Origin of the sequence: Paenibacillus sp. SYP-B3998 (genome assembly GCF_010820665.1) — a bacterium.
Taxonomy (GTDB): Bacteria; Bacillota; Bacilli; order Paenibacillales; family NBRC-103111; genus Paenibacillus_E.
This window is the reverse complement of sequence record NZ_JAAIKC010000010.1, coordinates 1-24,794: the sequence shown is the minus strand read 5'-3', so window position 1 is coordinate 24,794 and position 24,794 is coordinate 1. Positions and strand designations below refer to the sequence as shown.

The window sequence follows — 24,794 nt, the reverse complement described above, 5'->3', positions numbered from 1 at the left end:
CCTACAGGAGGGAAGCGGCTTTGAGAAAAATTGAACTGCTGAATCCGCCAGAATTTGTACGACAGTCCAATTGGCGGGATCGATTCGAGACCAAGGTATCCCAGTGGTTGACCCCATGGGAAGGCGAGGAAGAAGTCCAAGTCGGTTTCATCGGCGTTCCGCTTTCTAAGACGTCAATCAGTATTTCAGGCGCTTCGATGACACCGAATGCCTTGCGGGAATTATTTGCAAATGTCACGACGTACAGTATCGACCACGGGGTCGATTTGGAGGAATTGCAGGCACGTGATCTAGGTGATATTCAGATGCATGTGACGGATCTGCTGCGTTGTCATGCCAATATCGAACAAGGGCTGAAGAACATTTACGCAGCCATGCCTCTTTTGTTCCCGATTATTGCTGGCGGCGATCATTCCATTACTTGCCCCTCTGTGAAAGCGTTTAAGCACCATGTCGGTGGAAAGGTGGGCATCGTTCAGCTTGACTCCCACATGGATGTCCGGAATCTGGAGGACGGAGGTCCTTCCAACGGAACGCCAATCCGCGGGTTGATCGAATCGGGGACGGTTGAAGGCCGCCATATTGCGCAAATCGGACTTCACAGCTTCGCCAATTCAAGAGCGTATCATGAATATGCCATGGCGCAAGGAATTACCCAATATACGGCGCGTCAGGTAGCCAAAGATGGAATCGAAGCTTTGGTGGAAAAGGCGCTGGAGGTTGCTGGTGACGGGACGGATGCTATTTATGTAACCGTTGACATGGATGTACTGGATCAAGCTTATGCACCTGGTGTGCCAGCGCTCGTTCCAGCAGGAATGACTTCTTGGCAGTTGTTGGAAGCCGTATTCCTATTAGGACAGCATCCTAAGGTCCGAGGCTTTGATATTGTTTGTGTAGATCCAATGCAAGATCCCCGCAGAGCGACGGTCAGGACCGCCTTGCATGTCATCTTGACTTTCTTGACGGGATATATGAAACGAAATTAAATGAACACAACATAGAGGAGTGACTATTCATGGAACAAACTATTAAACGTACGATTCGAGCAGCACACGGAACGAAGTTAACGGCAAAAGGTTGGCAGCAGGAAGCTGTCCTGCGTATGTTGATGAACAATCTGGACCCAGACGTAGCAGAACGTCCGGAAGATCTCGTCGTCTACGGCGGAATCGGCAAGGCTGCACGAAACTGGGAGTCTTATGACAAGATCGTAGAATGTTTAACGAACCTAGAAGCGGATGAAACGCTGCTTGTACAATCCGGGAAACCGGTTGGCGTATTCAGAACGCATTCGCATGCGCCGCGGGTTCTCATCTCCAACTCGGTCATTGTTCCGGCATATGCCAACTGGGAGACGTTCCATGAACTCGATAAACAGGGTCTTATGATGTATGGCCAAATGACGGCTGGCAGCTGGATTTATATCGGAACGCAGGGCATTTTGCAAGGTACGTATGAGACTTTCGCTGAGGCAGCTAGGCAGCATTCGGGAGGCACATTAAGAGGTACCCTGACATTAACGGCCGGACTTGGCGGTATGGGCGGCGCTCAACCTCTCGCTGTAACGATGAACGATGGTGTGGTTATCGGTGTAGACGTTGATCCGACTCGTATTCAACGCAGAATCGACACTCGTTATTGCGACGTCATGGTTTACGATCTGGATGAAGCGTTGAAGCTTGCGAACGAATCGAAAGCTGAGGGGAAAGCGCTAGCTATTGGGCTAGTAGGAAACGCTGCAGAGGTTTTCGCGGAATTTGTGAAACGCGGAATTGTGCCTGATTTCGTAACCGATCAAACTTCGGCTCATGATCCGCTTAACGGCTATGTGCCGGTCGGTTATTCTTTGGAAGCTGCGGCTGACCTGCGTAAAAACGATCCAGCGCAGTATGTGAAGCTATCCAAAAAATCGATGGCTGACCATGTTCAGGCGATGCTTGATCTTCAAAAACTTGGTTCAACCGTATTTGATTATGGTAACAACATCCGTCAAGTGGCTCTTGATGAAGGGGTTAAGGATGCCTTTAATTTCCCTGGATTTGTTCCGGCTTACATTCGTCCGCTCTTCTGCGAAGGGAAAGGACCGTTCCGTTGGGCGGCATTGTCCGGTAATCCGGAGGATATCTATAAAACAGATGAACTTGCTTTGAAACTGTTCCCAGAAAATGCGCATCTGCGTAAATGGATCGAATTGGCCAGAGAAAAAGTCGCGTTCCAAGGTTTGCCAGCTCGTATTTGCTGGTTGGGTTATGGGGAACGGGCCAAGATGGGTCTGGCGATTAACGAAATGGTGCGCAATGGAGAATTATCCGCGCCGATCGTTATCGGACGTGATCACCTGGATTGCGGATCCGTGGCATCGCCTAACCGTGAAACCGAGTCCATGAAGGACGGCAGCGATGTAGTTGGCGACTGGGCTATCTTGAATGCGCTTGTGAATACAGCATCCGGTGCGAGCTGGGTTTCCGTCCATCACGGCGGCGGCGTAGGCATGGGTTACTCCCTGCACGCAGGTATGGTTGTCGTCGCGGACGGTTCCAAAGAAGCAGACGAAAGGTTAGAACGTGTCTTGAACACGGACCCTGGAATGGGCGTCATCCGTCACGCCGATGCCGGCTATGACATTGCCATTCAAACGGCGAAGGAACGCGGTGTTCGCGTACCGATGATGGGCATCTAATTGTTACTGGAAAAAGAATGATGATAACTCGCAGCAAGCCCGATCAGGCTTGCTGTATTTCGAGGGGGAGAAACGATGGAGAACAATCGGATTGACCTGCTGATCCATAATATTGGTACACTGATCACCATGCAAGGAACTCAGGAGCCGCGCCGAGGCGATGAAATGTCAGAGGTTGCGGCAGTTCGAAGGGGAGCAGTGGCAATCACAGACGGTATCATAGTTGCAGCCGGAACGGAAGAAGAAGTTTTGGCACAAATTGGTGGACGGCCGGTAACTCATAAGCATGATGCTGAGGGTAAGCTTGTTACCCCTGGACTTATTGACCCTCATACGCATTTGGTTCACGGCGGCTCTCGCGAGAATGAACTAGCCTTAAAGCTGAAAGGAGTTTCTTATTTAGAAATTTTAGCTCAAGGCGGCGGGATTCTCAGTACAGTCCGTTCAACCCGTCAGGCTTCGGAAGATGAGTTGTACGTAAAGGCTAAAAAAAGCTTGGATACGATGCTTTCTTATGGGGTTACCACAGCAGAAGCCAAGAGCGGGTATGGTCTAACGCTGGAGGATGAGCTTAAGCAGCTTCGGGTTACTCGCAAACTCAACCAGGAACATCCGGTTGATCTGGTATCTACGTTCATGGGTGCTCATATGGTTCCGGAAGAATATAAGGGCCGGTCACAAGAATTCGTTCAGCTTCTCATTGAAGAAATGCTCCCCGAAGTGAAACGTCAGGGACTTGCTGAATTTTGCGATGTGTTTTGTGAGCATGGCGTATTCTCCGTGGAAGAATCGGAGCAAATCCTGTTGGCCGCAAAAGCAATGGGCTTCGGTCTGAAAATCCATGCGGACGAAATCGAGCCGATGGGTGGCGCGCAGCTTGCCGGTAAACTCGGCTGTATCTCCGCTGAGCATTTGATTGCTGCATCAGATGAAGGATTGGAAGCGATGAAGCGAGCTGGCGTCATTGCCGTCTGTTTGCCGGCTACCTCCTTTAATTTAAGACTGAAACATCACGCCCGTGCGCGTAGGATGATTGAAATGGAACTCCCCGTAGCGTTATCCACGGATTATAATCCGGGTAGTTCGCCAACGGAATCTATGCAGCTTGTCATGACGCTGGGCTGCCTGAATTTAGGGATGACGCCGGAGGAAGTTCTGACGGCTGTGACCATCAATGCGGCTCACGCGATCGGAAAAGCGGATAAAATTGGCAGTTTGGAAGCAGGAAAACAGGCGGATTTGGTTATTTTCAATGCAGATAACGTGGCTTATCTGCCTTATCACTTTGGGATCAACCATGTTCATTCTGTATTCAAGCAAGGAAAAATGGTCGTCTCGGACGGCAATCGGATTCATTAAAAGGTGTACTAAATCTCAAGGGGGATCATCATGGAAGCTCCGACGGAAGTAAAAGAGAAGCCTATGCAAGCGGAAAGCTTGAATGTTTTGAGCAGAACGCAGCTTGTAATCCAAGCTGCTCTCGATAAAATGGGATGCGCGGAATCCTTATACGAATTGCTAAAGGAGCCGCTTCGATTGCTAACCGTACGCATTCCTGTGAAAATGGACGACGGTTCGGTGAAGGTATTCACAGGGTACCGTGCGCAGCATAATGATGCGGTCGGACCGACCAAGGGGGGCATTCGCTTCCATCCCGGGGTCACTGAAGACGAAGTGAAGGCTCTTTCTATGTGGATGACCATTAAATGCGGCATTGCCGATCTGCCTTATGGTGGAGGCAAAGGCGGAATTCAGTGCGATCCGCGCACATTATCCTTCGGCGAGCTGGAGCGGTTAAGCCGTGGTTACGTACGGGCAATCAGCCAGCTTGTTGGGCCGACCAAGGATATTCCAGCGCCGGACGTGTTCACGAATTCACAAATCATGGCGTGGATGATGGATGAATACAGCCGGATTCGGGAATTCGATTCGCCAGGTTTTATAACTGGCAAGCCGCTCGTCTTGGGCGGATCGATTGGAAGAGAATCTTCTACCGCTATGGGCGTTGTACTATTGCTTAGAGAAGCAGCTCATGTCGCTGGGATTCCGATTGAGGGCGCGCGCGTCATTATCCAAGGCTTTGGCAATGCAGGCAGCTTTCTTGCTCAGTTCCTTCATGAGGCTGGAGCTAAAGTGGTAGGCATTTCGGATGCTCAAGGGGCTCTCTACGATCCTGAAGGCTTGGACGTGCAGTATTTATTAGATAGACGGGATTCTTTCGGAACGGTGACGAACTTGTTTCCGAATGCCATCTCGAACCAAGAGCTGTTAATCCAAGACTGTGATATCTTAGTGCCGGCTGCGATTGAAAACCAGATCACAGAAGACAATGCGCCCGACATCAAGGCGAAGATTTTGGTGGAAGCGGCCAACGGACCGACGACTTTGAAGGCTACTGAAATTTTGACCAATAAAGGCGTTTTGATCGTTCCAGACGTGCTCGCCAGCTCAGGCGGGGTGATCGTTTCTTACTTTGAATGGGTTCAAAACAATCAGGGGTACTATTGGAATGAAGAAGAAGTGAATGAAAAGCTTCAACAAATATTGAAAAAATCGTTTAACAACGTCTATCAGTTATCCTTGCAAAAGCAAGTCGACATGAGATTGGCGGCCTATATCGTTGGTTTAAAGCGAATGGTCGAAGCGATAAAATGGCGCGGCTGGATCTAATGTATGCTCTGTGAGGCCATGAAACTAGCAGCTGTGTACGCCATTGCCGATTTGGTTCCTGCACATAAGTTGAATCGGGACTATATGATTCCGCCTCCGTTTGAACCGATGATTGCTCCGAATGTTGCTGCTGCCGTTGCTCAAGCAGCAATGGATACGGGTTGCGCAAGCGTATACATCAATGCGGAAGAGGTTAAGGATAGAACAAAGAAACTGATCCGCAAGAACGATGCGGTAGGTTCATATTTTTCTTGGTACGCTGATATGACAGAGAAAGAATAGGTATTCTTAAGACTTCTACGTGGGACTTGGTACTTTCAGGTCCTTTTTTACTTGGAATGAGAAAGGATTCAAGGAGATGGTGATATGTCTCATTCGATAAAAATAATTAAAAAGCATGAGCAAATAACGTCCGCTTGGTCAGGCGGTACAACAACGGAGCTAGCCATATATCCTGAACATGCGGAGTATAATAAACGAAATTTTTTATGGAGAATCAGTACGGCCAGCATTCAAGATGAGCAGTCTTTGTTTACCTGCCTTCCTGAGTTTTGGAGAAAGCTTATGGTTATAGAGGGAGAGGTGATTCTCGAATATGAAGGATCACATCAGGTGGGGTTAAAACCCTACGAGCAGGAGAGCTTCAGCGGAGGATGGGTTACCCGAAGTATGGGGAAGGTAACAGACTTCAATCTCATCACAGCGGCAGGATGCCAGGGAGAAGTAGAAGCTTTTCAAATACGTAGAGGAGAGTTTCATGAATTAGAGGATAATGTTGATAACATTGAATTTATGCGAGTAACAGAAGCTTTTTATTGTATTCGGGGACGTATAGGCTTGAAAGTAAATGATGGAGAGTCTCAATGTTTAGAGGAAGGAGACTTTATCCTTTTACCCCAAAGAACCACATGCCAAAATGTAAATATTAAGATTTACAATAATCATGACAAAATTACGGCGCATGTTATTCGAGTAATTATTATGAATTGAGTGGACGCAGATGTTTGGATAACAAACGAAGGGAATTGATGAGGATGTGTGAAAAAGTTTGATGAATATAGGTTTTTCCTAAAGCATTGGTTCCCTTCATAATGGAAATTGTAAATGGAAGCAGCATATCTAAAGGTTTATATAGGTGATATTAACTAGAAACTCATTTATTGAAAATTAATAATAAGGATGATATAATTCACATAAATTAATGACTGGAGTTGAAAGAATAATGTAGGATTTCTTGCTAACGATAAAACAGTAAAAGCGATATTATCGCATGTTTTATTTTGTATGCAAGAAAGTTACATTACCTTTCACTCGAACGATATCTTTATTTAACTCCGTGCAGGGGTTGATTAACTGTATTTATTTGAGCTACAAGAATGTAACTTTCTTGTAGCTTTTATTTTTTTCATACAGGAGGATACTTTTATGTCATTAATAAATGTTACAAACCTATCGTTTGCCTATGAAGGAAGTTATGATAACATTTTTGAACATGTAAATTTTCAAATCGATTCCGATTGGAAATTGGGGTTTACAGGAAGAAACGGTAGAGGTAAGACAACATTTCTCAATTTGTTGCTTGGTAAATATGAATACAGTGGAAATATTTCTGCTAATATCAGTTTTGAATATTTCCCTTTCCCTGTAGAAAATAAAGAAAATAATACGCTTGATGTAATCAACGACATTTTTCCAGACTATGTTCACTGGCAATTAATGCGTGAGCTTTCATTATTAAAGGTTTCTGAAGATGTTTTATATCGGCCATTTGATTCATTGTCTAACGGAGAGCAAACGAAAGTTTTACTGGCTACTTTATTTATTAAGGAAAATAGTTTTCTGTTAATTGATGAACCAACCAATCATCTTGACATGAATGCAAGAAAACTGGTCAGTGATTATCTCAAGTCTAAAAGCGGATTTATTTTGGTGTCTCACGACAGAGCTTTTCTTGATAACTGTGTAGATCACATACTTTCAATTAATAAGACCAACATAGAAATACAAAAAGGTAATTTTTCAAGTTGGTGGGAAAATAAAATGAGGCAAGATACCTTTGAGCTTGCAGAGAACGAGAAACTTAGAAAAGACATTAACCGTTTGTCAGATTCCGCTAAACGGACGGGCAACTGGTCACACGAAGTGGAAAAAACAAAAAACGGAACAAGAAATTCCGGTTCTAAGGTAGATAAAGGATATATTGGCCATAAAGCTGCTAAAATGATGAAACGCTCTAAAGCTATTGAACAAAGACAGCAATCTGCTATTCATGAAAAGTCTAAACTCCTAAAAAATATCGAGAGCTCAGACAGCTTAGAGATTTCACAGCTTGCTTTTCATAAAAACCAACTTGCTGAACTTGATCATGTTTCCATTTTTTACGATGAGAAGATCATTTGTGCAGATGTAAGTTTTACGATTAAGCAAGGTGAGCGAATTGCTCTTTCCGGTAAAAATGGCTCAGGAAAATCAAGTATCATCAAACTTATTTGTGGTGAGGATATTAACTATACAGGCACCTTCCGGAAGGACGGCCAGTTGAGAATATCCTACGTCTCACAGGACACATCCCATCTTCAAGGAAATTTATCTGACTATGCTGCAAACAGCGGGATTGATGAAAGTCTTTTTAAATCGATTTTAAGAAAACTTGATTTTTCAAGAAGTCAATTTGAAAAGGATATTTCATCATTTAGTGGAGGACAAAAGAAAAAAGTATTGATTGCAAAAAGTCTTAGTGAGAATGTTCATTTGCATATTTGGGATGAGCCGCTTAATTTTATTGATATTATTTCTCGCATGCAAATTGAAGAGTTGCTGCTTGAATACTCACCAACCATTCTTTTTGTCGAGCATGATAGAGAATTTTGTGAAAATGTTGCAACAAAAATCATCGAACTCTGATGTTGTTTCTAACAAGAAAGTCGCCATACATTGGCGGCTTCTCCTTTTCGGCTGTGGTGCAAGAATTAAAAAAGATAGCAAGTACCTAATAAATTGTAATTAACTATGCCACAATACCAAATATTTTATTGAGCCATTCAACAGCAGAGAGGACAGACGAATTATTTTCGGCCTGCCCTTTCCAAATCATATGAATAGCCTCGATTCCTTTTAACGTCTGTTCTGCAGTTAGAAATGATTTGAAACCAAGCTATATTTCGGCGGCCTTCTCAGCTAAAGGGCAGATTTGTTAAATATCATCTTCGTACAAAGGTATTTTTTGTATTGTGCCGAAGGGTACTATAAACGGAGAAGGAGATTTAAGGAATGGTAAGAATACCTTAATATGCACATTTTATAGAAGGAGACATAAATATGCCACCATACTTTTCTGTCTATTATTCATTTCCTTATACTTCTGTCTCAGATCAGTTCGTTAGTGAAGTATATTCTGTTTTTTTAAATTACTTCCCCTATAAATCAGGATACTGGCAAGCAGAAAAAAATTCACTAGAAGAGATAATAAGCTGGAACTCCGAGTTACTTACTCGTAAGTTTGAGCTCGGATTTGATCAACATGTCATGCATGACTATAAACAGTTACTTTTAGAATCTGAAAAACATGAACACCTCAGATTATTCTGGAATTATCAAAACAACGAAGTAACATTGCATATGATTACACCTGAGCACGAAGTGCTATTGGATGATAAAAGTTGGAGATTTAATGGTGAACGTATTTATAATCTCATTAATCTTTCCGTGAAATTATGGGAAAATCAAAAACTAAATGTCGTCCAGACATATCACGAATTAGACGCACCAGAAAGTCTTAGCAAGGTATGCAAAGGTGTACAGCCACGGACAAATCCTTTTTGCATTGTGGATGAACAAACCTTTCTGAAACTGGAAAAACAATTAGAAACTAAATACTACATTAAACATATAAAGAATGGAGTTATGATAGTAGAAAGGGATTATGCAAGTTTAGTAAGAGGTTAACAACCACGGATATGCCATTACGCTAACGCAGAACGACAGCTTAATAAACATCAGGATGAGGCTGCCGGTAAGAAACGGCAGCCTCGTTCAGCTAACGGGCAGCATTCCTATTTTGAAGAAATACGGAGTTTGAGATATAAAAAGACTCCTTGGTATGATGTTTATGGGTCCCAGATGCTGGCCAGCGTCGGATCCAAAAACAAACCAAGGAGACTACAACATGCATTCTACTCAAAATGAACGGATTAATCAAATCACTTCTTTAACCTTAATTGTCGGTGTAGACATCGCCAAATTTAAACATGTGGCTCGTGCGCAAGACTACCGCGGAGTCGAGTTCGGGAAGCCAATTGTGTTTGAAAATAATCGAGAAGGTTTTGAATACTTTGTTAGTTGGTTCAAAGGACTTGGGGCTGAGCAAGGCTTCCAGGACGTCATCGTCGGCATGGAGCCTACAGGCCACTATTGGCTGAATCTTGCTCATTTCCTAAGAGAACAGCAAGTCAAGTATGGCGTGGTAAATCCGCTACACGTCAAGAAAAGTAAAGAGTTGGACGACAACTCGCCAACAAAGAATGACATCAAGGACGCAAGAGTAATCGCTCAACTGGTCAAAGACGGAAGGTACGCTGTACCCAATCTTCCTCAGGGCGTCTACGCTGAATTACGGGAAGCAATGAAAATTCGCGATCATCTGTCGACTGATCTGAGCGTGGTACAGGGACGTGTCCATAATTGGTTGGATCGGTATTTTCCAGAGTTCCTCACGGTATTTAAGGATTGGGAGTGCAAGTCAGCCATCCACTTACTAAGCCTTTGTTTACTGCCGCATGAGTTTGTTTCTCTTTCAGACGAAACCTTGCTGCAGCATCTAAGAGAAGTTGCAAAGCGTGGACTTGGACTGGGTCGCGTGAAAAGTTTGAAGGCAGCTGCCAGTCGTTCTGTGGGCATAAAGCAAGGATCACAGCTGGCCAAGATGGAGCTGCGTCTTCTATTAACCCAATACAATCTGCTCCAAAAGAAGTTTGAAGAATTGGAAGCTCAATTGGATGAACTGCTGATGCAAATTCCATTTGTGCCGCAATTGCTAGCGATTAAAGGGATTGGCAGAGACACCATCGCTGGATTTCTTGCTGAAGTAGGAGACATTGAGCAGTACCGACATCCAAAGCAGATCATAAAGCTTGCGGGGCTGAACCTGAAAGAAAACACCTCGGGAAAACACAAGGGACAGGCTAAAATTACGAAGAGAGGCAGGAAGAGGCTTCGAGCTTTACTCTTCCGTGTCATGATGCCGTTGGTTGCTAAGAACGCGGCCTTTAAAGCGTTGCACGAGTACTACACCAACCGACCGGATAATCCCTTGAAAAAGATGCAGTCCCTCATCGCCTTATGCAACAAGCTCATTCGGGTGCTGTTCGGTATATTGAAAAAGGGACATGAATTCAATGAAAGCAAGATGATGCAAGATATCCCTCGATTCGCAGAGTTACTGAAGGCAGCTTGAATGCAGGTATGATGAGAGATTAAGATCGTAGCAACAACAGATAAAAGAAGCACGGATGAGTCGGAACGCAACTATCTTACGGACGAAGATCCTGTCGGGCAGCATATCTGACCTCCACCTCATGGACAGGTTGAATGAAGGAATGTGGGAGCATAGACTCTGTGAGACATGGGAGGGTTGACCTCCATGAGCAGATGTGGAGATCCAATAAGTGCAACCATAATTTACCGAAAGAGCCACTTTTTACTGCGAGTGGTCTGGGTAAGGATTTTTTGCGCATTTGCCAGCCCCACATATTTCTTCATCTTCAATTTAGTTCCACATTAATTTTATCTGCTGCACACGCATTACGGTCAGACTCCAAGAATACATGAGCATTTAAGAGCAAATCGTTTCTCCATAGAGGGAGTTTAGTTCAACTCTCCTACTTAATTCTTGTTACAATAAGGACACCTAGTGGAGGGTAGAAGAGTGGAAATACAAAACAAAAGTGTTAAAACTGGAAAAATGCAATTTGGATTGTACAGAAGATTGAATTTAAAATAAGTTTTTTTTGAAAAGCCTATTCCAAACAAAACTTGTAGCCGAATCCACGAACAGTCACCACATAACGCGGATTTCCCGGGTCTTCTTCAATCTTTTTGCGAAGATTACGGATATGCACCATCACGGTACGTTCATCACTTTCACGATCCCAACCCCAAATGCGGTCGTATAGTTGTCCTACATTGAATACGTGGTTGGGGTTTTCGATGAAGAAAGTGAGCAACTGCTTCTCCTTGGCATACATAGGGACGACGTCTCCATCTACCCGAACATCGTAATTGCCAAAGTCCACCTCCAGGCGCCCATGCCGCCACAGTTGACCATCTTTGCGCCTTCCCGCTTGGGAAGCAGCAGCGAGCACGGAACGTCGGAGATGACCAGTGACCCGCGCCACCAGCATCTTCGGATTGAACGGCTTGACGACATAATCGTCCGCGCCGTTTTCCAAACCGGCAATGATGTCATCGCTTTCCCGTTTGCAGGTAAGGAAAAGGATAATGGCATTCGAATTGGCGCGAATACGTCGGCATAGTTCCATACCGTTCGCATCGGGAAGCATAATGTCGAGCACAAACAGATCGAATCGTTCCTTGGAAGCGAGCTCCATCGCCTGCTCACCATTTTCCGCGACGGATACCCGGTATCCTTCCTTGACCAAATATAGCCGGACTAACTCGCGGATATCCTCCTCGTCCTCGACCAACATAATATGTTCTCCCGCCATGAGTTACATCCTCTCTCCGCTGCCGCCGAACTTTTCGCAGTACGCCCGAAGTTTGAAAAAAAACGCACTTCCTTGCCCTGGTTTGCTTTCCACACCAATCGTTCCCCCATGCGCCTCGATGATTTCTTTGGCGATGGCCAGACCTAACCCCGTTCCTACGGCACGTCGTTCTTTCGAACCTTTGCCGCGATAGAACCGATCGAAAATGAATGGAAGGTCCTCATCGGCGATGCCCTCCCCGGTATCGGATACACGTAAAGTGATAGTACCTGGCTCATGTTCGAACAGCAGGTCTATCCGGATTGTTCCTCCTGCTGACGTAAACTTTCTGGCGTTTGTAAGCAAATTGGAAACGACTTGCTCCATCCGAAGCGGATCGCCGGAAAAAATGACAATTCTGCCATCGTTCTTTAAACTCTCCTCGGCTGACTGGAGGCCGTCCCACTCGAACTGCTGGCCGTTCGAACGAAGCTCCGGCTCATACTTTTCATAGATATGGCGAAAATAGTCTTCCGCGGGAAGCGGTTCAAAATGAAACGCCATTTGCCTAGCTTCCAGTTTGGACAATTCCATTAAATCGCCAATGATTCGGTCCAAATACACGGTTTTCTCATAGATCAAATTTAAATATTTTGGATTTCCTGGGTCAATGACCCCGTCCTTCATGCCGTTTACATAACCTTGAATCGACGTAAGCGGTGTGCCAAGTTCATGCGAAATGCCGGACAACAGGTGGCGTCGGGACGTCTCCAATTGTGAGAGTTCATTATTCGCCTTTTGCAGGTTGGCCACCGACTGGCGTAGCTGCACGGTTCTTTCTTTAATTTTTTCTTCCAACGTTTCGTTGATCACCGCGAGTTCTCTGGACAGCTTCTCCACTTGCTTGAAAGAACGCGAAAATTTGCGTGACAAAACAAACGATTGTATAAACAGTGCTCCGACCAAGCCGAGAGGGAACGAATCTCCCGTTGAAACAGTATGATTGTAGTATAAGGTGTCGTTAACGGCTGCGGCAATAAACAATAAAAGCGCCACGCAGTTGAATCCGGCGGCTTCCTTCCTTCTCAGTAGCGCCAGTACATATACGAAGGCGACGTATCCGAAGATCAGCAATATCCACAGCTGAAAAGCAAGCATCATACGGGTATATAAGCCAGCGGAAGTGATGAGTACCACGAATGCGCAAGAGACACTGACCCAGACGGCGATCTTGCACATGTTTCTGTTCATTTCACCGGGGTACTGGGAGTTTACGAGCGCTACGACTAGGGCAATTCCGAGTAAGACGCCGAGATACTCCAGCTTCGTCCCCCACTCCCAACTGATGCCCGGAAACAGCCGAATCGCCAACGCCTCGCCGACAAATAATGTCCGAATGGCAATGACCAAGCACAACGTGCCAAGAAACAATGGTGACATGTCCTTGCGCCTGAGTAAGAAAATCACAAGATGATAGAACCCCATGATCGCAAGACTCGCTGCCAACGAGGCTTCGACCGTAACTTTCTTATCCCGTTCATAGCTGATCTGCTGCTCGCTCCCAAGTCGAATGCTTGACCATAAACCACCTTTGCGCTGTACGAAGTTGGAAACCTGCAGCACAAGTTCGATTTGCTGCTTATCTGGAGTAAATGTCACGATTTTGGCGTAATTCCGCGGAATCATACTGTCTTTACTGTTTCCGACAGTGCCGTTGGAAGTGGCGTAACTTCCGTCGATCCAAAGTCGGTAAGCGGTAGCTATCCCCGAGATGTATAAGGCCTCATGTTTATGGATCTCGCCGGGGGGCAGTTTGATCTGCAGCCGGTATGTAGTGTATCCATCGTTGGAAAGTGGCTTGCCACCAATCGTGTAGCCATGCCACTCATTCGGCACTTTCACGTATGTAGGATTCAAGTGGGAGGATTGATCGTTTATATCATTCGGTTCAAGGAGCTGGTTCCAATAAAACTCCCATTCTCCTTCCAATGGAAGGTCTCCATCCCGTTCAGCGCTCCAGCCTGTGGCATCCAGCACACCTTGCAGGGCATGTGGGGCTTTCACTACAGCCAGAGCTTCGTCAGCCCGAAAGGCCGTACAAAAAACCACCATGAGAAGCATTACGCTATAAAGCGCAGACTTTCGCATCGGTCCCTCCTCAAATCGAGTGTCGAATCTTGTCTTTTGCTACCATTGTATCATAAGACCTTTGAACCAGATATACAGAAAATTCAAGTGTTCGGCATCCAATCCAGTTTGTTCCACCATGCCTCAATCCTGCGAAAAGTTTCTTCACTGAGGAACATGCCGTCGTGGGTCAGCCCTGGGAGTACTTCGACTTCGGCGTCGGTATGTAGAGGGAAGAGAGGCTGGTAGCTCTCGCCTGCAAACTCCTCATCCCGTTCACCGACAAGGACCAGCGACGTTCCGGGCAGTGCCCGCATGGAGGATTCGTAACGTAGTGGCGGCATCCTCGAAGTTAACAGCCGGCAGCTGAGTGACAACGTTTCCGTTCTGTCCAGCGTTTCCTCCTGCTTGTTGATGATCATGACTGGCAATCCGTTAAATGCCTCCACGCCGACCGTATTCAACATCATAAGCCCGATCAGTCGCGGCAAACTGAGGCTGACAAGCCTGGTTGATTTCCCTTTTTTATGGAAAGGGGCACTCGGTGGAAGCGCAGGCGAAAGCAGCAGACAGGCATCAATAAGAGGTGAAGTGCCGTGCCGCCCCCGGCCGAATGCCCTCCGAGCGTGATTGGCATAGATGGATGATCCATATGGATGAAGCGGATCAGGTCCGACAGGTCATCCTCCAACTGGCTGATGTAGTCGATATCCCCCCTTCTTCGCGGCTGTTAACCGTATCCCCTGAGATTAGGGACGTATACATGCGCCATCTCTTTTTGCGTTATCCGGCAATGCCAATGAATGAAGATACTTTCCGTCCGTGCTTATGCCGTGAAGCAAAATAAATACCGGTTTATCCGGAAAATCCACAACGGGATAGTAGCGATATTCAAGCTCGTTTCCATCTCTCGCCTTATATTTCGAAAGAGCGGGGAGGCCGGACAAATCCTGGCTTACCGGCTCCGTTCTGACATCTTCCGCGGTCACTTTTTTACCTTTAGGAGCGAACATAAGAAGCACGCCCGCCGTTCCCGTATAAAGCAATACTCCCCCAATGATCGTCAACAATACGACAAAACTGAACATGTGCACAGCCCCCCTTCGGCAAACTTTACCCCACTGTAACCAGTAGAGTTTAAAAATGATTAAAAATCATAATAATTTTATTTTTTTAAACCAGTTTTAAACATTCAATGATACTCTCCATACTTGAGTTCAAGAATTCATTTGAAGAGAGGGATCCCTTTTTGAAACGCGCTTTCGTTGTTAGAGTATGGGACTAGGTTACATTAGAACCTTTTTAACATACAAGGTCTATTGAAATGAAGTTTTTAATAAAAATTATGGGAGTGTGTTTATGAAATTCAAGCTGCTTCGGATTTTGACATTGATGATTATGATCGTGTCGGTATTTCCTGTCCCTGCCTCATTCGCTTCAACGGATGCTTCTCAGACGGGTATTGCCGGTGTCTACCCGGTTAAAGTTGTTTCCTCAGGAAGCTTTACAGTCGCTCTGGATGCCGGCGGATCGGTGTGGACATGGGGGAAAAATAATTATGGACAGCTGGGAATAGGCGATATCGCCGACCACCAATACCCAGTCCAGGTTGCGATTGGCGGTTCTCCAAAAATGAAGGATATTGTCGCAGGTCCCACTTACACGTTGGCCCTAGACACCCAAGGCAATGTGTGGGAATGGGGGATGCTGCCGCCAAATCCTAACAATACCGGAATTAATACTCCAACATTAGTAAATGGTCTGAGCAACATCCAACAGATTGCAGCAGGTCAAACGATGGCGATGGCATTAACATCTGATGGGAAAGTGTTGACATGGGGCAGTAATTATTTTGAGGGAGAGCTGGGACAAGGTAGTCAATTCAGTAGTCCACTCTCCATGAATCTTACCCCCTCGCCAGTTGTTATTGACGAGAACAAAACACTATTGACTGGTATTAAGCAAATAGCTAAAGGCAATCTGGCCTCATATGCTTTAAAAGACGACGGAACCATCTATCAATGGGGTTTGACAGATCTTCGGAATTTTACGACGTCTTCCGTGGCGACTGCAGTCAACGGCATTTCTGGAGCAACCGAAATCGTATCTAACCCGAATGCCGCATTCGCGTATGCCGTAACAAGCGGCGGTGTCTTCGCTTGGGGGCAAAACAGCAGTGGACAACTGGGGACAGGGGACACCAAAGATTCCTACACCCCCGTACAGGTGACATCTTTGAAAGACAAAAGTTTGAAATCGTTAAATGTCGGTAAGGGCCATGTGCTCGCATTAATGAACGATGGCTCTGTTTGGGGAATAGGCGCTAACTATCGTGGACAACTAGGCGATCCTCAAATATATGGGCAAGTAACCAAGTTCACGAAAATCACAACCGTATCCAACGTAAAAGCTGTTTTTGCAGGTTTTGACAATTCCTTTTTCATCAATGAGGATGGTACTGTCGTTGCAAGCGGATCAAACTATGATAATAACACGCGCATTTATGGACTTTTGGATGTCGGTTACAATTTCGATACTACAAATAGACCAATACCCATGATTCCTTTTGCGTCATCGTACGATGTAGCCCCAAAACCATTGAAAAATGTTTCCATTCAAGTGATTAATAATGATCAATTAAAGTTTACGTATGATATTCCGGCTTTGTCGAATTTGGACAAGATCTATTTTGATGTATTTCCGTTGGGTGGAAGCACTGTAAGCCTAAGCGGTTCAACCCGTAGATACGACTCGCCGTACGGTGTTACAGGAGTAACTCATACACTGGATGGTCACTTGCCACCAGGAACGTACAGTGTAAAAATCCATACCGAATATACGGGGAATCGTTCCGTATCGGAAACCGTAACCTACAATAATAATGGCAAAGGGTATACGGTAAACCCGGGTTCCGTGACGTTAAGAGTACCGGTTAAAGAATGGAATGTGTCAAGAGCGGCAAATCAATCGGTTTCGAACTCCGTTTACGGTTCTGTTTACAGTGTTCCTGTCTCCGGGGTTACAGTTACAATTGCACCTGATGGTGATTTTCGTCATAAAATGACAGCTAACACCTCAATGGATGGAGTTGCCGTATTCAATCATCTGTATCCTGGTCTATATCATGTAGGTATTACAGATGGCATGATCGGTGAGGAGCCCGAAACTATCGTTGAGGATTCGGTTTTTGTATTCGGCAGCCAAGTTTCACATACGCTTCAGACGATTTCAAATACGCAGCCGACTAATTTTGTGTACCGGCAAGCTCGTAGTACGCCGGCAGGGAAAATTTCCGGTTATGTTTCCTGGTATCCCTCATCTGGACCATTACAGCCAAAGGATTATCGCTTTTATTTCGAAGATGGAAACGGGAATAAGCTGGGCGACATGATTCTCGATACACCGTTTGTTCCTGATTCGACGAATTATGCTCCGGATGTACCAGAAACCAATATCCCAACCGGTGCAATAGGAATTCGTTTATACACCTTTGATGGTACATCTGAGCATATCACCCCAGATTTTGTTAGTCTTTGGAATGATTCCATGCTGCCGCTGCATGCATCTATGCAAAGCACAGATTCGACCGGAAACAATTTGAGTGGGACTATTAAGTGGGATGCAGCATCAAATGTGACAGGCGTATCAAGCTATGTTATCATGCCTGACTTTCAGACGATCGACGGCAATAATGAACGTAATGAAAATAGAATTGCGGAGATACCGGCAACTGGAGCTTCTGCATACTCATTTAACTTGTCTGATTTCATGCTGCTGGATAACTTTAACTCCAAGCCACTTGCCAACCAATACATGATTGGTGTAGAAAATGTAATGGGGCAATTGTTAGGATATTTGAATTCCAACTCCCAATTTGTTCCTTATACTTCAGTTGTTGTGATTACTCCTTATTCGCCTGATCCAGGAGGCAACCCAGGAGGCAACCCGGGAGGCAACCCAGGAGACAACCCGGGAGGCAACCCAGGAGGCAACCCGAGAGGCAACCAAGGAGGCGACAGCGCCCAATCACCATCGGTGCAACAGAATAGTGACGGCAGCCTTTCCGTAAACCCGACAACGGTTACCGATTCCAATGGGCACAAGGTTTCGCAAGTTAGCGTGGATACGAAAACGATTCTGGATGCGTTGGATCATTTGCCATCATCTAGTGATAAGGATCAGTTGGTTATGCAAATACCATCTGACGGATGGGATGATTTCGAGTTCGATTTTGAAGTGGAACTATTTCAAAAACTACTGAATAAAAACCCGAAAACGGTACTGATCATCCAGTCCAAGTTTGCAGCTTTTCATTTTCCCGCTAGCACTGTGCAAAAATCGCTTGAACAATTCGGGGTACCTTTGACGGGTGCACATGTTAAGCTGCGTATGTCGAAGAAGAGTCAGGTAAGTGATGAACTTTTGCGTAAATTAGGCATTTCGTCTGTTACTACACCGATTGATTATAAAATGAACTTCATCGAGAAAAATGGGTCGGATCATTCTATGACTCAGTTTGATTCCTATACAAAACACCTATTAAACCTGCCAAGTTCATTTAGCCAAACGCCGCTAAGCAATCTGGCTGGCGTCATGGTCGATCCGGCAACAGGAAAATATTATCCTGTGCCAGCAGTATTTACCAAAGATTCGAATGGACAACTTCAGGCGCAGATCTATGGGAGAAATAATGCCATATATGCTGTTGCCCAAAATAGTAAAACATTCCGCGATGTAGCGAACAGTTATGCAAAAGATGCGATTGATACACTGGCTTCCAAATATGTGCTAAGCGGATATGAAGATGGTAGCTTTAAGCCAACTAAAACGGTAACTCGTGCCGAGTTTATCACGATGCTTACGCGAGCGCTCGGCGTCACCCCTGATACAAGTGATAGTCAACCCATTTTTAAAGACGTGAAGTCCGGCGATTGGTTCGCGCAATCCGTTGGGGCTGCGGTGAAAGCACATCTGATCGATGGTTATTCCGATGGAACCTTTAAACCGAATGCAGAGATAAGTAGAATGGAAATGCTTCAAATGATCTATAATGCAATGCATGCGAGTGGAATGTGGAAGGGGACAGTGTCCTCGGCGGATATCGACAAAATTCTCTCCCGGTATGCTGATCATGACAGCATTCAAGGCTGGGCGAAAGAAGCGATGGCTGTGGCGATAAAAACAAGTATTACAAGCGGTGTGGCGGATGACCAGCTGGCTCCTGCCATGAATGCAGACCGCGCTCAGAGTGCATCATTTTTGTATCGTATGTTAAAGAATTTAAACCTAATTAACTAATTCCGTTGCAAAGTGCTGTCATGCAGCGTGTTGCTTTCATCCGTAGACTGCTTGATCGTGCGAGATGTTCAATCCGCCGCCCACGGAAATACACGCAGCAAGCCATTACCTGGCTCAAACTATTTAACACAATAAGCCGCCAGTTAATGCTGGCGGTTTCAACGTATAACTACGATATGACATTTTAACATTCAACCCCCTCGGAGAACTAAAGCTCAATCAACATTAGAAGGCTGCCGATACCAATGGAATTGGTAGTCTTCTAAACTAAGGGGCAGTTTAGCTTGGGTAGTTGTATTGATTACGGGCAGACGCTGTTTAATGGCTTATCTTTCACTAGTTCATTTTGCTTGTCCCCCTTCCTGAATCAACCTGAGCCAGTTCCCCATGATTGAGAGTGCATTTTCAGTTTTTACAATCGAGTCGTGATTTTGATCAGCGATGATGCGGACCTCAGCCTTGCAAAATCTTTCGTAAAGTGGTTTGTATGCACCAGCGTCGAATACCTCGTCATCAGCCCCAACCATGACGAAAGTCGGTTGGGTCAACTGCGACAAATAATTTTCGTAATTATTTCCCACCATGCGCGACAAGGCGAGCCGATAGCTAAGATTGCAGGATTCAGTCCCATGTAGCTTTTCAATCGGTGTGAGTCTGCGGTATACAATAGCGTTGTTATAACGGTGAATGCCAAGTACATTGAGCAGCATTAACAACAGATATCGTGGGATGCTCACCTTGGATTCGTTACCTGAACCACCTTTTCGATCAAGTGGCGCATTGGGGCTAAGTGCTGGTGAAATGAGTAAATAGGCAAAAATGTCCTTATGAATCGGTCGTATTGTTTGTCTGAGCGCGGTTGCACCTCCCGCAGAATGACCTCCTACAATGATCCTCGCACCGGGATGGTGCTTCTGAACAAAACAGAACAGGTCCTCCATATCATCATCAAGTTGCCCGATGTAGTCAATGTCACCGCGTCGAATGGGATGATTTCCATACCCACGTAGATCCGGAAGGTACACGGTGGCGAGCCCAAGTTGGGATATATATTGGCCGAATTCCCTCAAATACAGGCTAGGTTCCGTAATACCGTGTAGGAAAATAAGCACAACATCGGGTGGACCCTCAAAAAAACGGTATGGAAGTTGAGCACCATCACGAGCGGTGTACGTTTCAAAGTCTTCAGGGTAAGTATTCATAAAGCTGATCCCTCCGCATTTCTTTTGACCTTCCTTTATATAAATCTTACAAGAGGCAATCATTAATGGAAAGAGTTATCATCGGATGGTAATAACTTGGTCCAGGGGAGGAAGAGTGCCCTACGCTAACGGAAAACGATTACAAAATAATAAAACAGGCTGCCTGCATTGGGCAGCCTGTTCAAGTAACGGACAGAATAACGCAACGATACTAGCGGTAGAACGTCTAATAAACTGAAGATAAGGAGGAATACATGATACGAACAAAAGGTAACGATAGGACTGCTAATTGCTATCATCGGGCTTTTGTTGACGATTATTTTCGTTATTTTTAGACATGATGAAGGTGCTCTTAAAAGTACAGATATTATCCTTCACCGTTTCGACCAAACTGACATAAAACGGTTAAACGAGTTGGTTGAGCGTCATAAAAATGGAAAAGGTGATTATCTCATGCTAATTCCGCCGATTATCGATGGAGGGTACTGGATACATGATGTGCAATCAGATGGCAATGAAATCACATGGACCATTGACAATAACAGGGATGGAATGAGCTCTGAGCATGGTAAACAGGTTTACCGATGCAAGAGCATTAGCATGCATGAGACAAAAGAACATTATGTTTATACACTCGATCAATGTGACAATGAAGGTGAAAATAGCCTGTCAATTTTTAGCATCCTCAAGAAAAATGATTTATTCCGCTAAAGAAAATCGATAGGAGTCGGCACCTACTCGACAATCGCTATTAGAGCTTCTGCGGCAATCGTCTTGGCTGCCTCGTTGCCTTGCGCTGAGCTCACCGCAATAGTTTGGAGCGCTTTCTTGGCGATCTCCAGCTGTGTGGTTAAACGGTCAGCCATTTTGGCGATATCGATGGTAAAGTCGTCTGTTAACTCACCATTGCCTATTAAGACGACCGCAGTAAATTCGAATCTATTCTTCACCTTTATTCATCTCCTTCAGCTTGATTTCATTGCCGGCGTAGTCGGTCCCAAAAGACGCACAATTTCCCCCAGGGGCGAATATTTAAATCATAGACTACCAAATGCTTCTTTGTAAATATTTTCCCCATTACCCATCCTCACGGACACGGCATCTGCATGTTACGCTAACGCAGAACTATAGCGCAGGAGCTGCATTGAAGAAGCTCTTTTTTTGATTCATTTAAGTAACGGGCAGCACAGTTGAATAGCTTACTTCCACATGACCCTAACACTGAGGTCAAGGTTTATAATGGAATTATATCGAGCAGAAATCTATTAGAAAGGAAATGTGATACGTTATGGATATTACTCCACAAGAAGAAAATATGATTAAGGCTCTTCGTGAGGCTGCATTACCCCCTTTATTTGTGCTCATACGAATTAGAAATGATATTTCAAGTGACACTGTAAATGTCGAAGAGAGCCGAAGAGATGACGTCGTAAAAACATTAGAAAAATACATCGCCCCACTATGGGAAGATTATCATGAGGGGAAGAATTCACATGCCAAAGTAAGCCCTTAACGAATTAATCTTAACTTAGATTGATATCATTACACTCTAACGATGTACAAGAGCTTAATGCATTGACAATGAAGCTGCCGCGGAAGGATGTCGGCAGCTTCATTAAGCTATTGGGCAGGATAGTGCAAAAAGATACTTTTTTTGAAACATATCGATAGGAGGTTTCGTCTTAAACTTAAAGTACTTCACACACTTAGGGGTTGAGTTGATTGAAGTTTAAAATTTGGATGCCTTTACTTATAGTTAGTCTTATTTTTCTTGTTTCCCCAAAAAATGATGTGAATGCATTATCTTGCGTTAAGGTAGATGGGTATAAGGAGAAAATGGAGACTTTCGGAGGAGCAATATATGGTGAAGTAATTCAGATTAAGGGAGATATCAAGCAAAAAGGTTTTATTGGTCCCAAGGAGTATGTTACATACATACTGGTTGATGTTGAAAGAAGCTGGAATATTGAGGTCCCCTCACAAATAATTGTGGCAACAGATTATTCTTGGGGATTTCCATTTGAAAAAGGAAAATCATACTTACTTCATGCACAAAATCTCAATGGAGAGTTAGTGAATAGTCCCTGTGGTCCAGTTAAAGAAATACAGTCACTTAACCAGATAGACAAGCAATTTGGTGAGGGAAATACTCCAATAAATCAGGTGAATATGGAATACAAAATGTGGTTTATGACGGATAAGGACTATGATGTTTTGATCTTGGGTGGTATGTTGATATTGTGCCTTCTTGTGACTATATTCTATTTCAAAAGACGCCGAAAAATGAAGGCAAATGATAAATGACACATAATAGGGAAGTGCCTTTTTTGCGTCCCGTTTCGTACGAAATGTAAACCTTGGACTAAGCTAACTCAGAACTATAGCTCAATTACAGAACGACACGACGAGGCTGCCGGTATAATCGGCAGCCTGTTGAATGGGCAGGATAGTTTCAAGATCAAGTGCGGGTCAGTTGATTATAGATTCTCTTTCAGCAATTTTCTTTATACTGTCCAATGTTTCTTCCCAGTTCTTATCTGAATGTTCGTACATAGTCCAAGTACAAAAGTTACTGTGTTTTAACTTTAAAATTGTCTTGTTATCTTGGTTTAATAACGTAAATTTGATGATTGAATAGTTTTCAGGGGTGTCATCTGTGCCGGAGAGGCCGCTCCAGTAGTCATACGAGAAAACTTTGGGAGCTTCCAACTCCAATAGATGTCCTTTATCTTCGAAAACTTTGCCATCCCAACTGAAGGAAAAGGAAATCGGATGGCCAATTTTCCAATCAGTCTTGATTGTGACTCCCAGCCATTGTTTAATAAAATCAGGGTCAATTAAGACATTCCAAACAGTCTCTGCTGCTGCAACAATTTCTCTTTGTTTGTCAATGGATAACATGTTGCTCATAATCTCAAACCTTTCTTTATTAAATTTAATGGTCAATATAATCTTTCCAATATGAAATATTACAACATGAGGAAAGGGAAGTATCGTAAAAATGCGACAGGAGGTAAAATAATGGCGGCTGAAATAAAACCAATCGGCATGTTAAACAATAAATCCGCAGAGACTAAGTTTAAGTTATCCTTATTTCGACCTTCGGAGCATCTTGCTTTTTTTGTGGAGAATTACTGGATGGTTCAGTGGGATTTACGTGGAGAAGAACCGTTTCTTTCAGAAAATCTGCCTCATCCTAGCGTCCATATGGTCTTTGAGAAGAACAACACGAGGGTGGTTGGCGTTGTCACCGGAAAATTCGGTTATTTGCTCGAAGGCTATGGAACCATATTTGGCATAAAGTTTAGGCCGGGGGCTTTTTATCCTTTCATGTACATTCCGGTGTCGCAAATTACGAATGGAACGATGAAACTTACCGCTTTATTTGATTTAAATGTACAAGAGCTTGAGGATGCAATCTTATCGCAGGCGGACCGAGAGAAAATGGTCGAGACGGTGGAATTTTTTTTAACTGCAAGGCTTCCGGAACGTGATGACAATGTGGAATTGATTAACCGAATCCACCAAGTCATGATGTCAGATCGGGAACTGACAAGGGTTGAACATGTTGCTTCCCATTTTCAAATGAATTCAAGGGGACTGCAACGTTTGTTTAATTTGTATGTGGGCGTCAGTCCCAAATGGGTGATCCAGAGATATCGGCTCCATGACATCGCAGAAAGGACAGCCAGGGATGAGGAGCTGAATTGGTCCCAACTGGCATTAGATCTCGGTTATCATGATCAAACCCATCTTATAAAAGCTTTCAAATCCGTTATTGGATTGACTCCGGAAGAATTTCGCAACAGAAGAGCATCCAGTGAATAGTTGCCGCTGTAAGAGAGAAAAGTGCCATTCGTTTCACGCGATGGCAGCCTCACTCCGCTATTCCAGCTAATAGCTTGTCAATATTTAATTATTAATGGCGAATTCATGAGGTGGTGTACTTAAAAAAGTGAACGGAAAAGAACCGTCCCATAAAGCATGAGGCTGTCCCAAAAGTCATGAATAATGACTGAGGGAGGGCCTCTTTTTCATTTTATGCAACAAAAAGAAACCGTTCTTTGGTAAAATGGAGGTACCACCCAACCATTTCAAAGGAGACGGTTTCTT

General features: G+C 44.5%; 21 protein-coding genes and 1 pseudogene. 14 read left to right on the top strand and 8 right to left on the bottom strand.

Annotated features, from left to right (window positions below; translation table 11 throughout):
* Positions 1 to 20 precede the first annotated feature (20 nt).
* From GK047_RS21520 to GK047_RS21480, 9 genes are all read left to right on the top strand, one after another.
* Positions 21 to 989 carry an agmatinase family protein gene (locus GK047_RS21520; protein WP_163951597.1) on the top strand — a complete coding sequence of 323 codons (969 nt, stop codon included), beginning with the start codon at positions 21 to 23 and terminating at the stop codon, positions 987 to 989.
* Positions 990 to 1,018: 29 nt separating this feature from the next.
* Positions 1,019 to 2,683 (top strand): urocanate hydratase, encoded by a 1,665-nt coding sequence (gene hutU / locus GK047_RS21515; RefSeq protein ID WP_163951595.1) that lies wholly within the window; start codon positions 1,019 to 1,021, stop codon positions 2,681 to 2,683.
* A gap of 75 nt (positions 2,684 to 2,758) precedes the next feature.
* Entirely contained in the window at positions 2,759 to 4,042 is a 1,284-nt protein-coding gene (gene hutI, locus GK047_RS21510; protein ID WP_163951593.1) for an imidazolonepropionase, read from the top strand.
* 30 nt (positions 4,043 to 4,072) lie between these two features.
* Positions 4,073 to 5,353 carry a Glu/Leu/Phe/Val family dehydrogenase gene (locus GK047_RS21505; protein ID WP_163951591.1) on the top strand — a complete coding sequence of 427 codons (1,281 nt, stop codon included), beginning with the start codon at positions 4,073 to 4,075 and terminating at the stop codon, positions 5,351 to 5,353.
* 18 nt (positions 5,354 to 5,371) lie between these two features.
* Positions 5,372 to 5,635 (top strand): hypothetical protein, encoded by a 264-nt coding sequence (locus tag GK047_RS21500; RefSeq protein WP_205516907.1) that lies wholly within the window; start codon positions 5,372 to 5,374, stop codon positions 5,633 to 5,635.
* Between the two features lie 84 nt (positions 5,636 to 5,719).
* Positions 5,720 to 6,343 (top strand): HutD/Ves family protein, encoded by a 624-nt coding sequence (locus GK047_RS21495; RefSeq protein ID WP_163951587.1) that lies wholly within the window; start codon positions 5,720 to 5,722, stop codon positions 6,341 to 6,343.
* Positions 6,344 to 6,778: 435 nt separating this feature from the next.
* Positions 6,779 to 8,257: an Lsa family ABC-F type ribosomal protection protein gene (locus GK047_RS21490; protein ID WP_163951585.1), complete on the top strand. Its 1,479-nt coding sequence runs from the start codon at positions 6,779 to 6,781 to the stop codon at positions 8,255 to 8,257.
* 414 nt (positions 8,258 to 8,671) lie between these two features.
* Positions 8,672 to 9,298 carry a hypothetical protein gene (locus GK047_RS21485; RefSeq protein WP_163951583.1) on the top strand — a complete coding sequence of 209 codons (627 nt, stop codon included), beginning with the start codon at positions 8,672 to 8,674 and terminating at the stop codon, positions 9,296 to 9,298.
* 220 nt (positions 9,299 to 9,518) lie between these two features.
* Positions 9,519 to 10,805 carry an IS110 family RNA-guided transposase gene (locus tag GK047_RS21480; RefSeq protein WP_163951581.1) on the top strand — a complete coding sequence of 429 codons (1,287 nt, stop codon included), beginning with the start codon at positions 9,519 to 9,521 and terminating at the stop codon, positions 10,803 to 10,805.
* 562 nt (positions 10,806 to 11,367) lie between these two features.
* Here GK047_RS21480 and GK047_RS21475 read toward each other — a convergent pair.
* The 5 genes and pseudogenes from GK047_RS21475 to GK047_RS21455 all read right to left on the bottom strand — a co-directional run bounded on the left by GK047_RS21475 (position 11,368) and on the right by GK047_RS21455 (position 15,269).
* Positions 11,368 to 12,075: a response regulator transcription factor gene (locus GK047_RS21475; protein WP_163951579.1), complete on the bottom strand. Its 708-nt coding sequence runs from the start codon at positions 12,073 to 12,075 to the stop codon at positions 11,368 to 11,370.
* Positions 12,076 to 12,078: 3 nt separating this feature from the next.
* Positions 12,079 to 14,202 carry a sensor histidine kinase gene (locus tag GK047_RS21470; RefSeq protein ID WP_163951577.1) on the bottom strand — a complete coding sequence of 708 codons (2,124 nt, stop codon included), beginning with the start codon at positions 14,200 to 14,202 and terminating at the stop codon, positions 12,079 to 12,081.
* An 83-nt stretch (positions 14,203 to 14,285) separates the two neighbouring features.
* Entirely contained in the window at positions 14,286 to 14,672 is a 387-nt protein-coding gene (locus GK047_RS21465) for an alpha/beta fold hydrolase (RefSeq protein WP_163951575.1), read from the bottom strand.
* Positions 14,660 to 14,893 (bottom strand): annotated as a pseudogene (locus tag GK047_RS30695) (hypothetical protein); the annotation flags it as partial. The gene GK047_RS21465 and the pseudogene GK047_RS30695, both read right to left, overlap by 13 nt.
* 37 nt (positions 14,894 to 14,930) lie before the next feature.
* Positions 14,931 to 15,269: a hypothetical protein gene (locus GK047_RS21455; protein ID WP_163951572.1), complete on the bottom strand. Its 339-nt coding sequence runs from the start codon at positions 15,267 to 15,269 to the stop codon at positions 14,931 to 14,933.
* 271 nt (positions 15,270 to 15,540) lie between these two features.
* Between GK047_RS21455 and GK047_RS21450 the strand changes: the two genes are divergently transcribed.
* Positions 15,541 to 19,479, top strand: coding sequence for an S-layer homology domain-containing protein (locus GK047_RS21450; protein WP_163951570.1), 3,939 nt, complete (start codon positions 15,541 to 15,543; stop codon positions 19,477 to 19,479).
* 341 nt (positions 19,480 to 19,820) lie between these two features.
* On the opposite strand, the gene GK047_RS21445 is transcribed toward GK047_RS21450, so the two are convergent.
* A complete protein-coding gene (locus tag GK047_RS21445) occupies positions 19,821 to 20,681 on the bottom strand; it encodes an alpha/beta hydrolase (protein ID WP_163951569.1) in 861 nt (286 codons plus the stop codon).
* Between the two features lie 309 nt (positions 20,682 to 20,990).
* On the opposite strand from GK047_RS21445, the gene GK047_RS21440 reads away from it, so the two are divergent.
* Positions 20,991 to 21,392, top strand: a complete 402-nt coding sequence (locus tag GK047_RS21440) for a DUF4362 domain-containing protein (protein WP_163951567.1) — start codon at positions 20,991 to 20,993, stop codon at positions 21,390 to 21,392.
* A 23-nt stretch (positions 21,393 to 21,415) separates the two neighbouring features.
* On the opposite strand, the gene GK047_RS21435 is transcribed toward GK047_RS21440, so the two are convergent.
* The gene (locus GK047_RS21435; RefSeq protein WP_163951566.1) at positions 21,416 to 21,631 is read right to left on the bottom strand and encodes a hypothetical protein; all 216 of its coding nucleotides are present in this window, start codon (positions 21,629 to 21,631) and stop codon (positions 21,416 to 21,418) included.
* Between the two features lie 338 nt (positions 21,632 to 21,969).
* Between GK047_RS21435 and GK047_RS21430 the strand changes: the two genes are divergently transcribed.
* Together GK047_RS21430 and GK047_RS21425 are read left to right on the top strand one after the other, a co-directional pair.
* Positions 21,970 to 22,194 (top strand): hypothetical protein, encoded by a 225-nt coding sequence (locus GK047_RS21430; protein WP_163951564.1) that lies wholly within the window; start codon positions 21,970 to 21,972, stop codon positions 22,192 to 22,194.
* A 209-nt stretch (positions 22,195 to 22,403) separates the two neighbouring features.
* Positions 22,404 to 22,985, top strand: a complete 582-nt coding sequence (locus tag GK047_RS21425; protein ID WP_163951562.1) for a hypothetical protein — start codon at positions 22,404 to 22,406, stop codon at positions 22,983 to 22,985.
* Between the two features lie 165 nt (positions 22,986 to 23,150).
* On the opposite strand, the gene GK047_RS21420 is transcribed toward GK047_RS21425, so the two are convergent.
* A complete protein-coding gene (locus tag GK047_RS21420; protein ID WP_205516906.1) occupies positions 23,151 to 23,627 on the bottom strand; it encodes an SRPBCC family protein in 477 nt (158 codons plus the stop codon).
* Between the two features lie 75 nt (positions 23,628 to 23,702).
* Here GK047_RS21420 and GK047_RS21415 point away from each other — a divergent pair, with 75 nt between their 5' ends.
* Positions 23,703 to 24,509, top strand: a complete 807-nt coding sequence (locus GK047_RS21415; RefSeq protein WP_163951559.1) for a helix-turn-helix domain-containing protein — start codon at positions 23,703 to 23,705, stop codon at positions 24,507 to 24,509.
* Positions 24,510 to 24,794: the final 285 nt, after the last annotated feature.

What these genes read in the sequence shown, in the direction of transcription:
- GK047_RS21505 (WP_163951591.1), top strand. Translation starts at nt 4,073, where the DNA reads ATGGAAGCTCCGACGGAAGTAAAAGAGAAGCCTATGCAAGCGGAAAGC.
- GK047_RS21495 (WP_163951587.1), top strand. Translation starts at nt 5,720, where the DNA reads ATGTCTCATTCGATAAAAATAATTAAAAAGCATGAGCAAATAACGTCC.
- hutI (WP_163951593.1), top strand. Translation starts at nt 2,759, where the DNA reads ATGGAGAACAATCGGATTGACCTGCTGATCCATAATATTGGTACACTG.
- GK047_RS21485 (WP_163951583.1), top strand. Translation starts at nt 8,672, where the DNA reads ATGCCACCATACTTTTCTGTCTATTATTCATTTCCTTATACTTCTGTC.
- hutU (WP_163951595.1), top strand. Translation starts at nt 1,019, where the DNA reads ATGGAACAAACTATTAAACGTACGATTCGAGCAGCACACGGAACGAAG.
- GK047_RS21500 (WP_205516907.1), top strand. Translation starts at nt 5,372, where the DNA reads ATGAAACTAGCAGCTGTGTACGCCATTGCCGATTTGGTTCCTGCACAT.
- GK047_RS21445 (WP_163951569.1), bottom strand. Translation starts at nt 20,681, where the DNA reads ATGAATACTTACCCTGAAGACTTTGAAACGTACACCGCTCGTGATGGT.
- GK047_RS21415 (WP_163951559.1), top strand. Translation starts at nt 23,703, where the DNA reads ATGGCGGCTGAAATAAAACCAATCGGCATGTTAAACAATAAATCCGCA.
- GK047_RS21480 (WP_163951581.1), top strand. Translation starts at nt 9,519, where the DNA reads ATGCATTCTACTCAAAATGAACGGATTAATCAAATCACTTCTTTAACC.
- GK047_RS21470 (WP_163951577.1), bottom strand. Translation starts at nt 14,202, where the DNA reads ATGCGAAAGTCTGCGCTTTATAGCGTAATGCTTCTCATGGTGGTTTTT.
- GK047_RS21490 (WP_163951585.1), top strand. Translation starts at nt 6,779, where the DNA reads ATGTCATTAATAAATGTTACAAACCTATCGTTTGCCTATGAAGGAAGT.
- GK047_RS21455 (WP_163951572.1), bottom strand. Translation starts at nt 15,269, where the DNA reads ATGTTCAGTTTTGTCGTATTGTTGACGATCATTGGGGGAGTATTGCTT.
- GK047_RS21450 (WP_163951570.1), top strand. Translation starts at nt 15,541, where the DNA reads ATGAAATTCAAGCTGCTTCGGATTTTGACATTGATGATTATGATCGTG.
- GK047_RS21475 (WP_163951579.1), bottom strand. Translation starts at nt 12,075, where the DNA reads ATGGCGGGAGAACATATTATGTTGGTCGAGGACGAGGAGGATATCCGC.
- GK047_RS21430 (WP_163951564.1), top strand. Translation starts at nt 21,970, where the DNA reads ATGGATATTACTCCACAAGAAGAAAATATGATTAAGGCTCTTCGTGAG.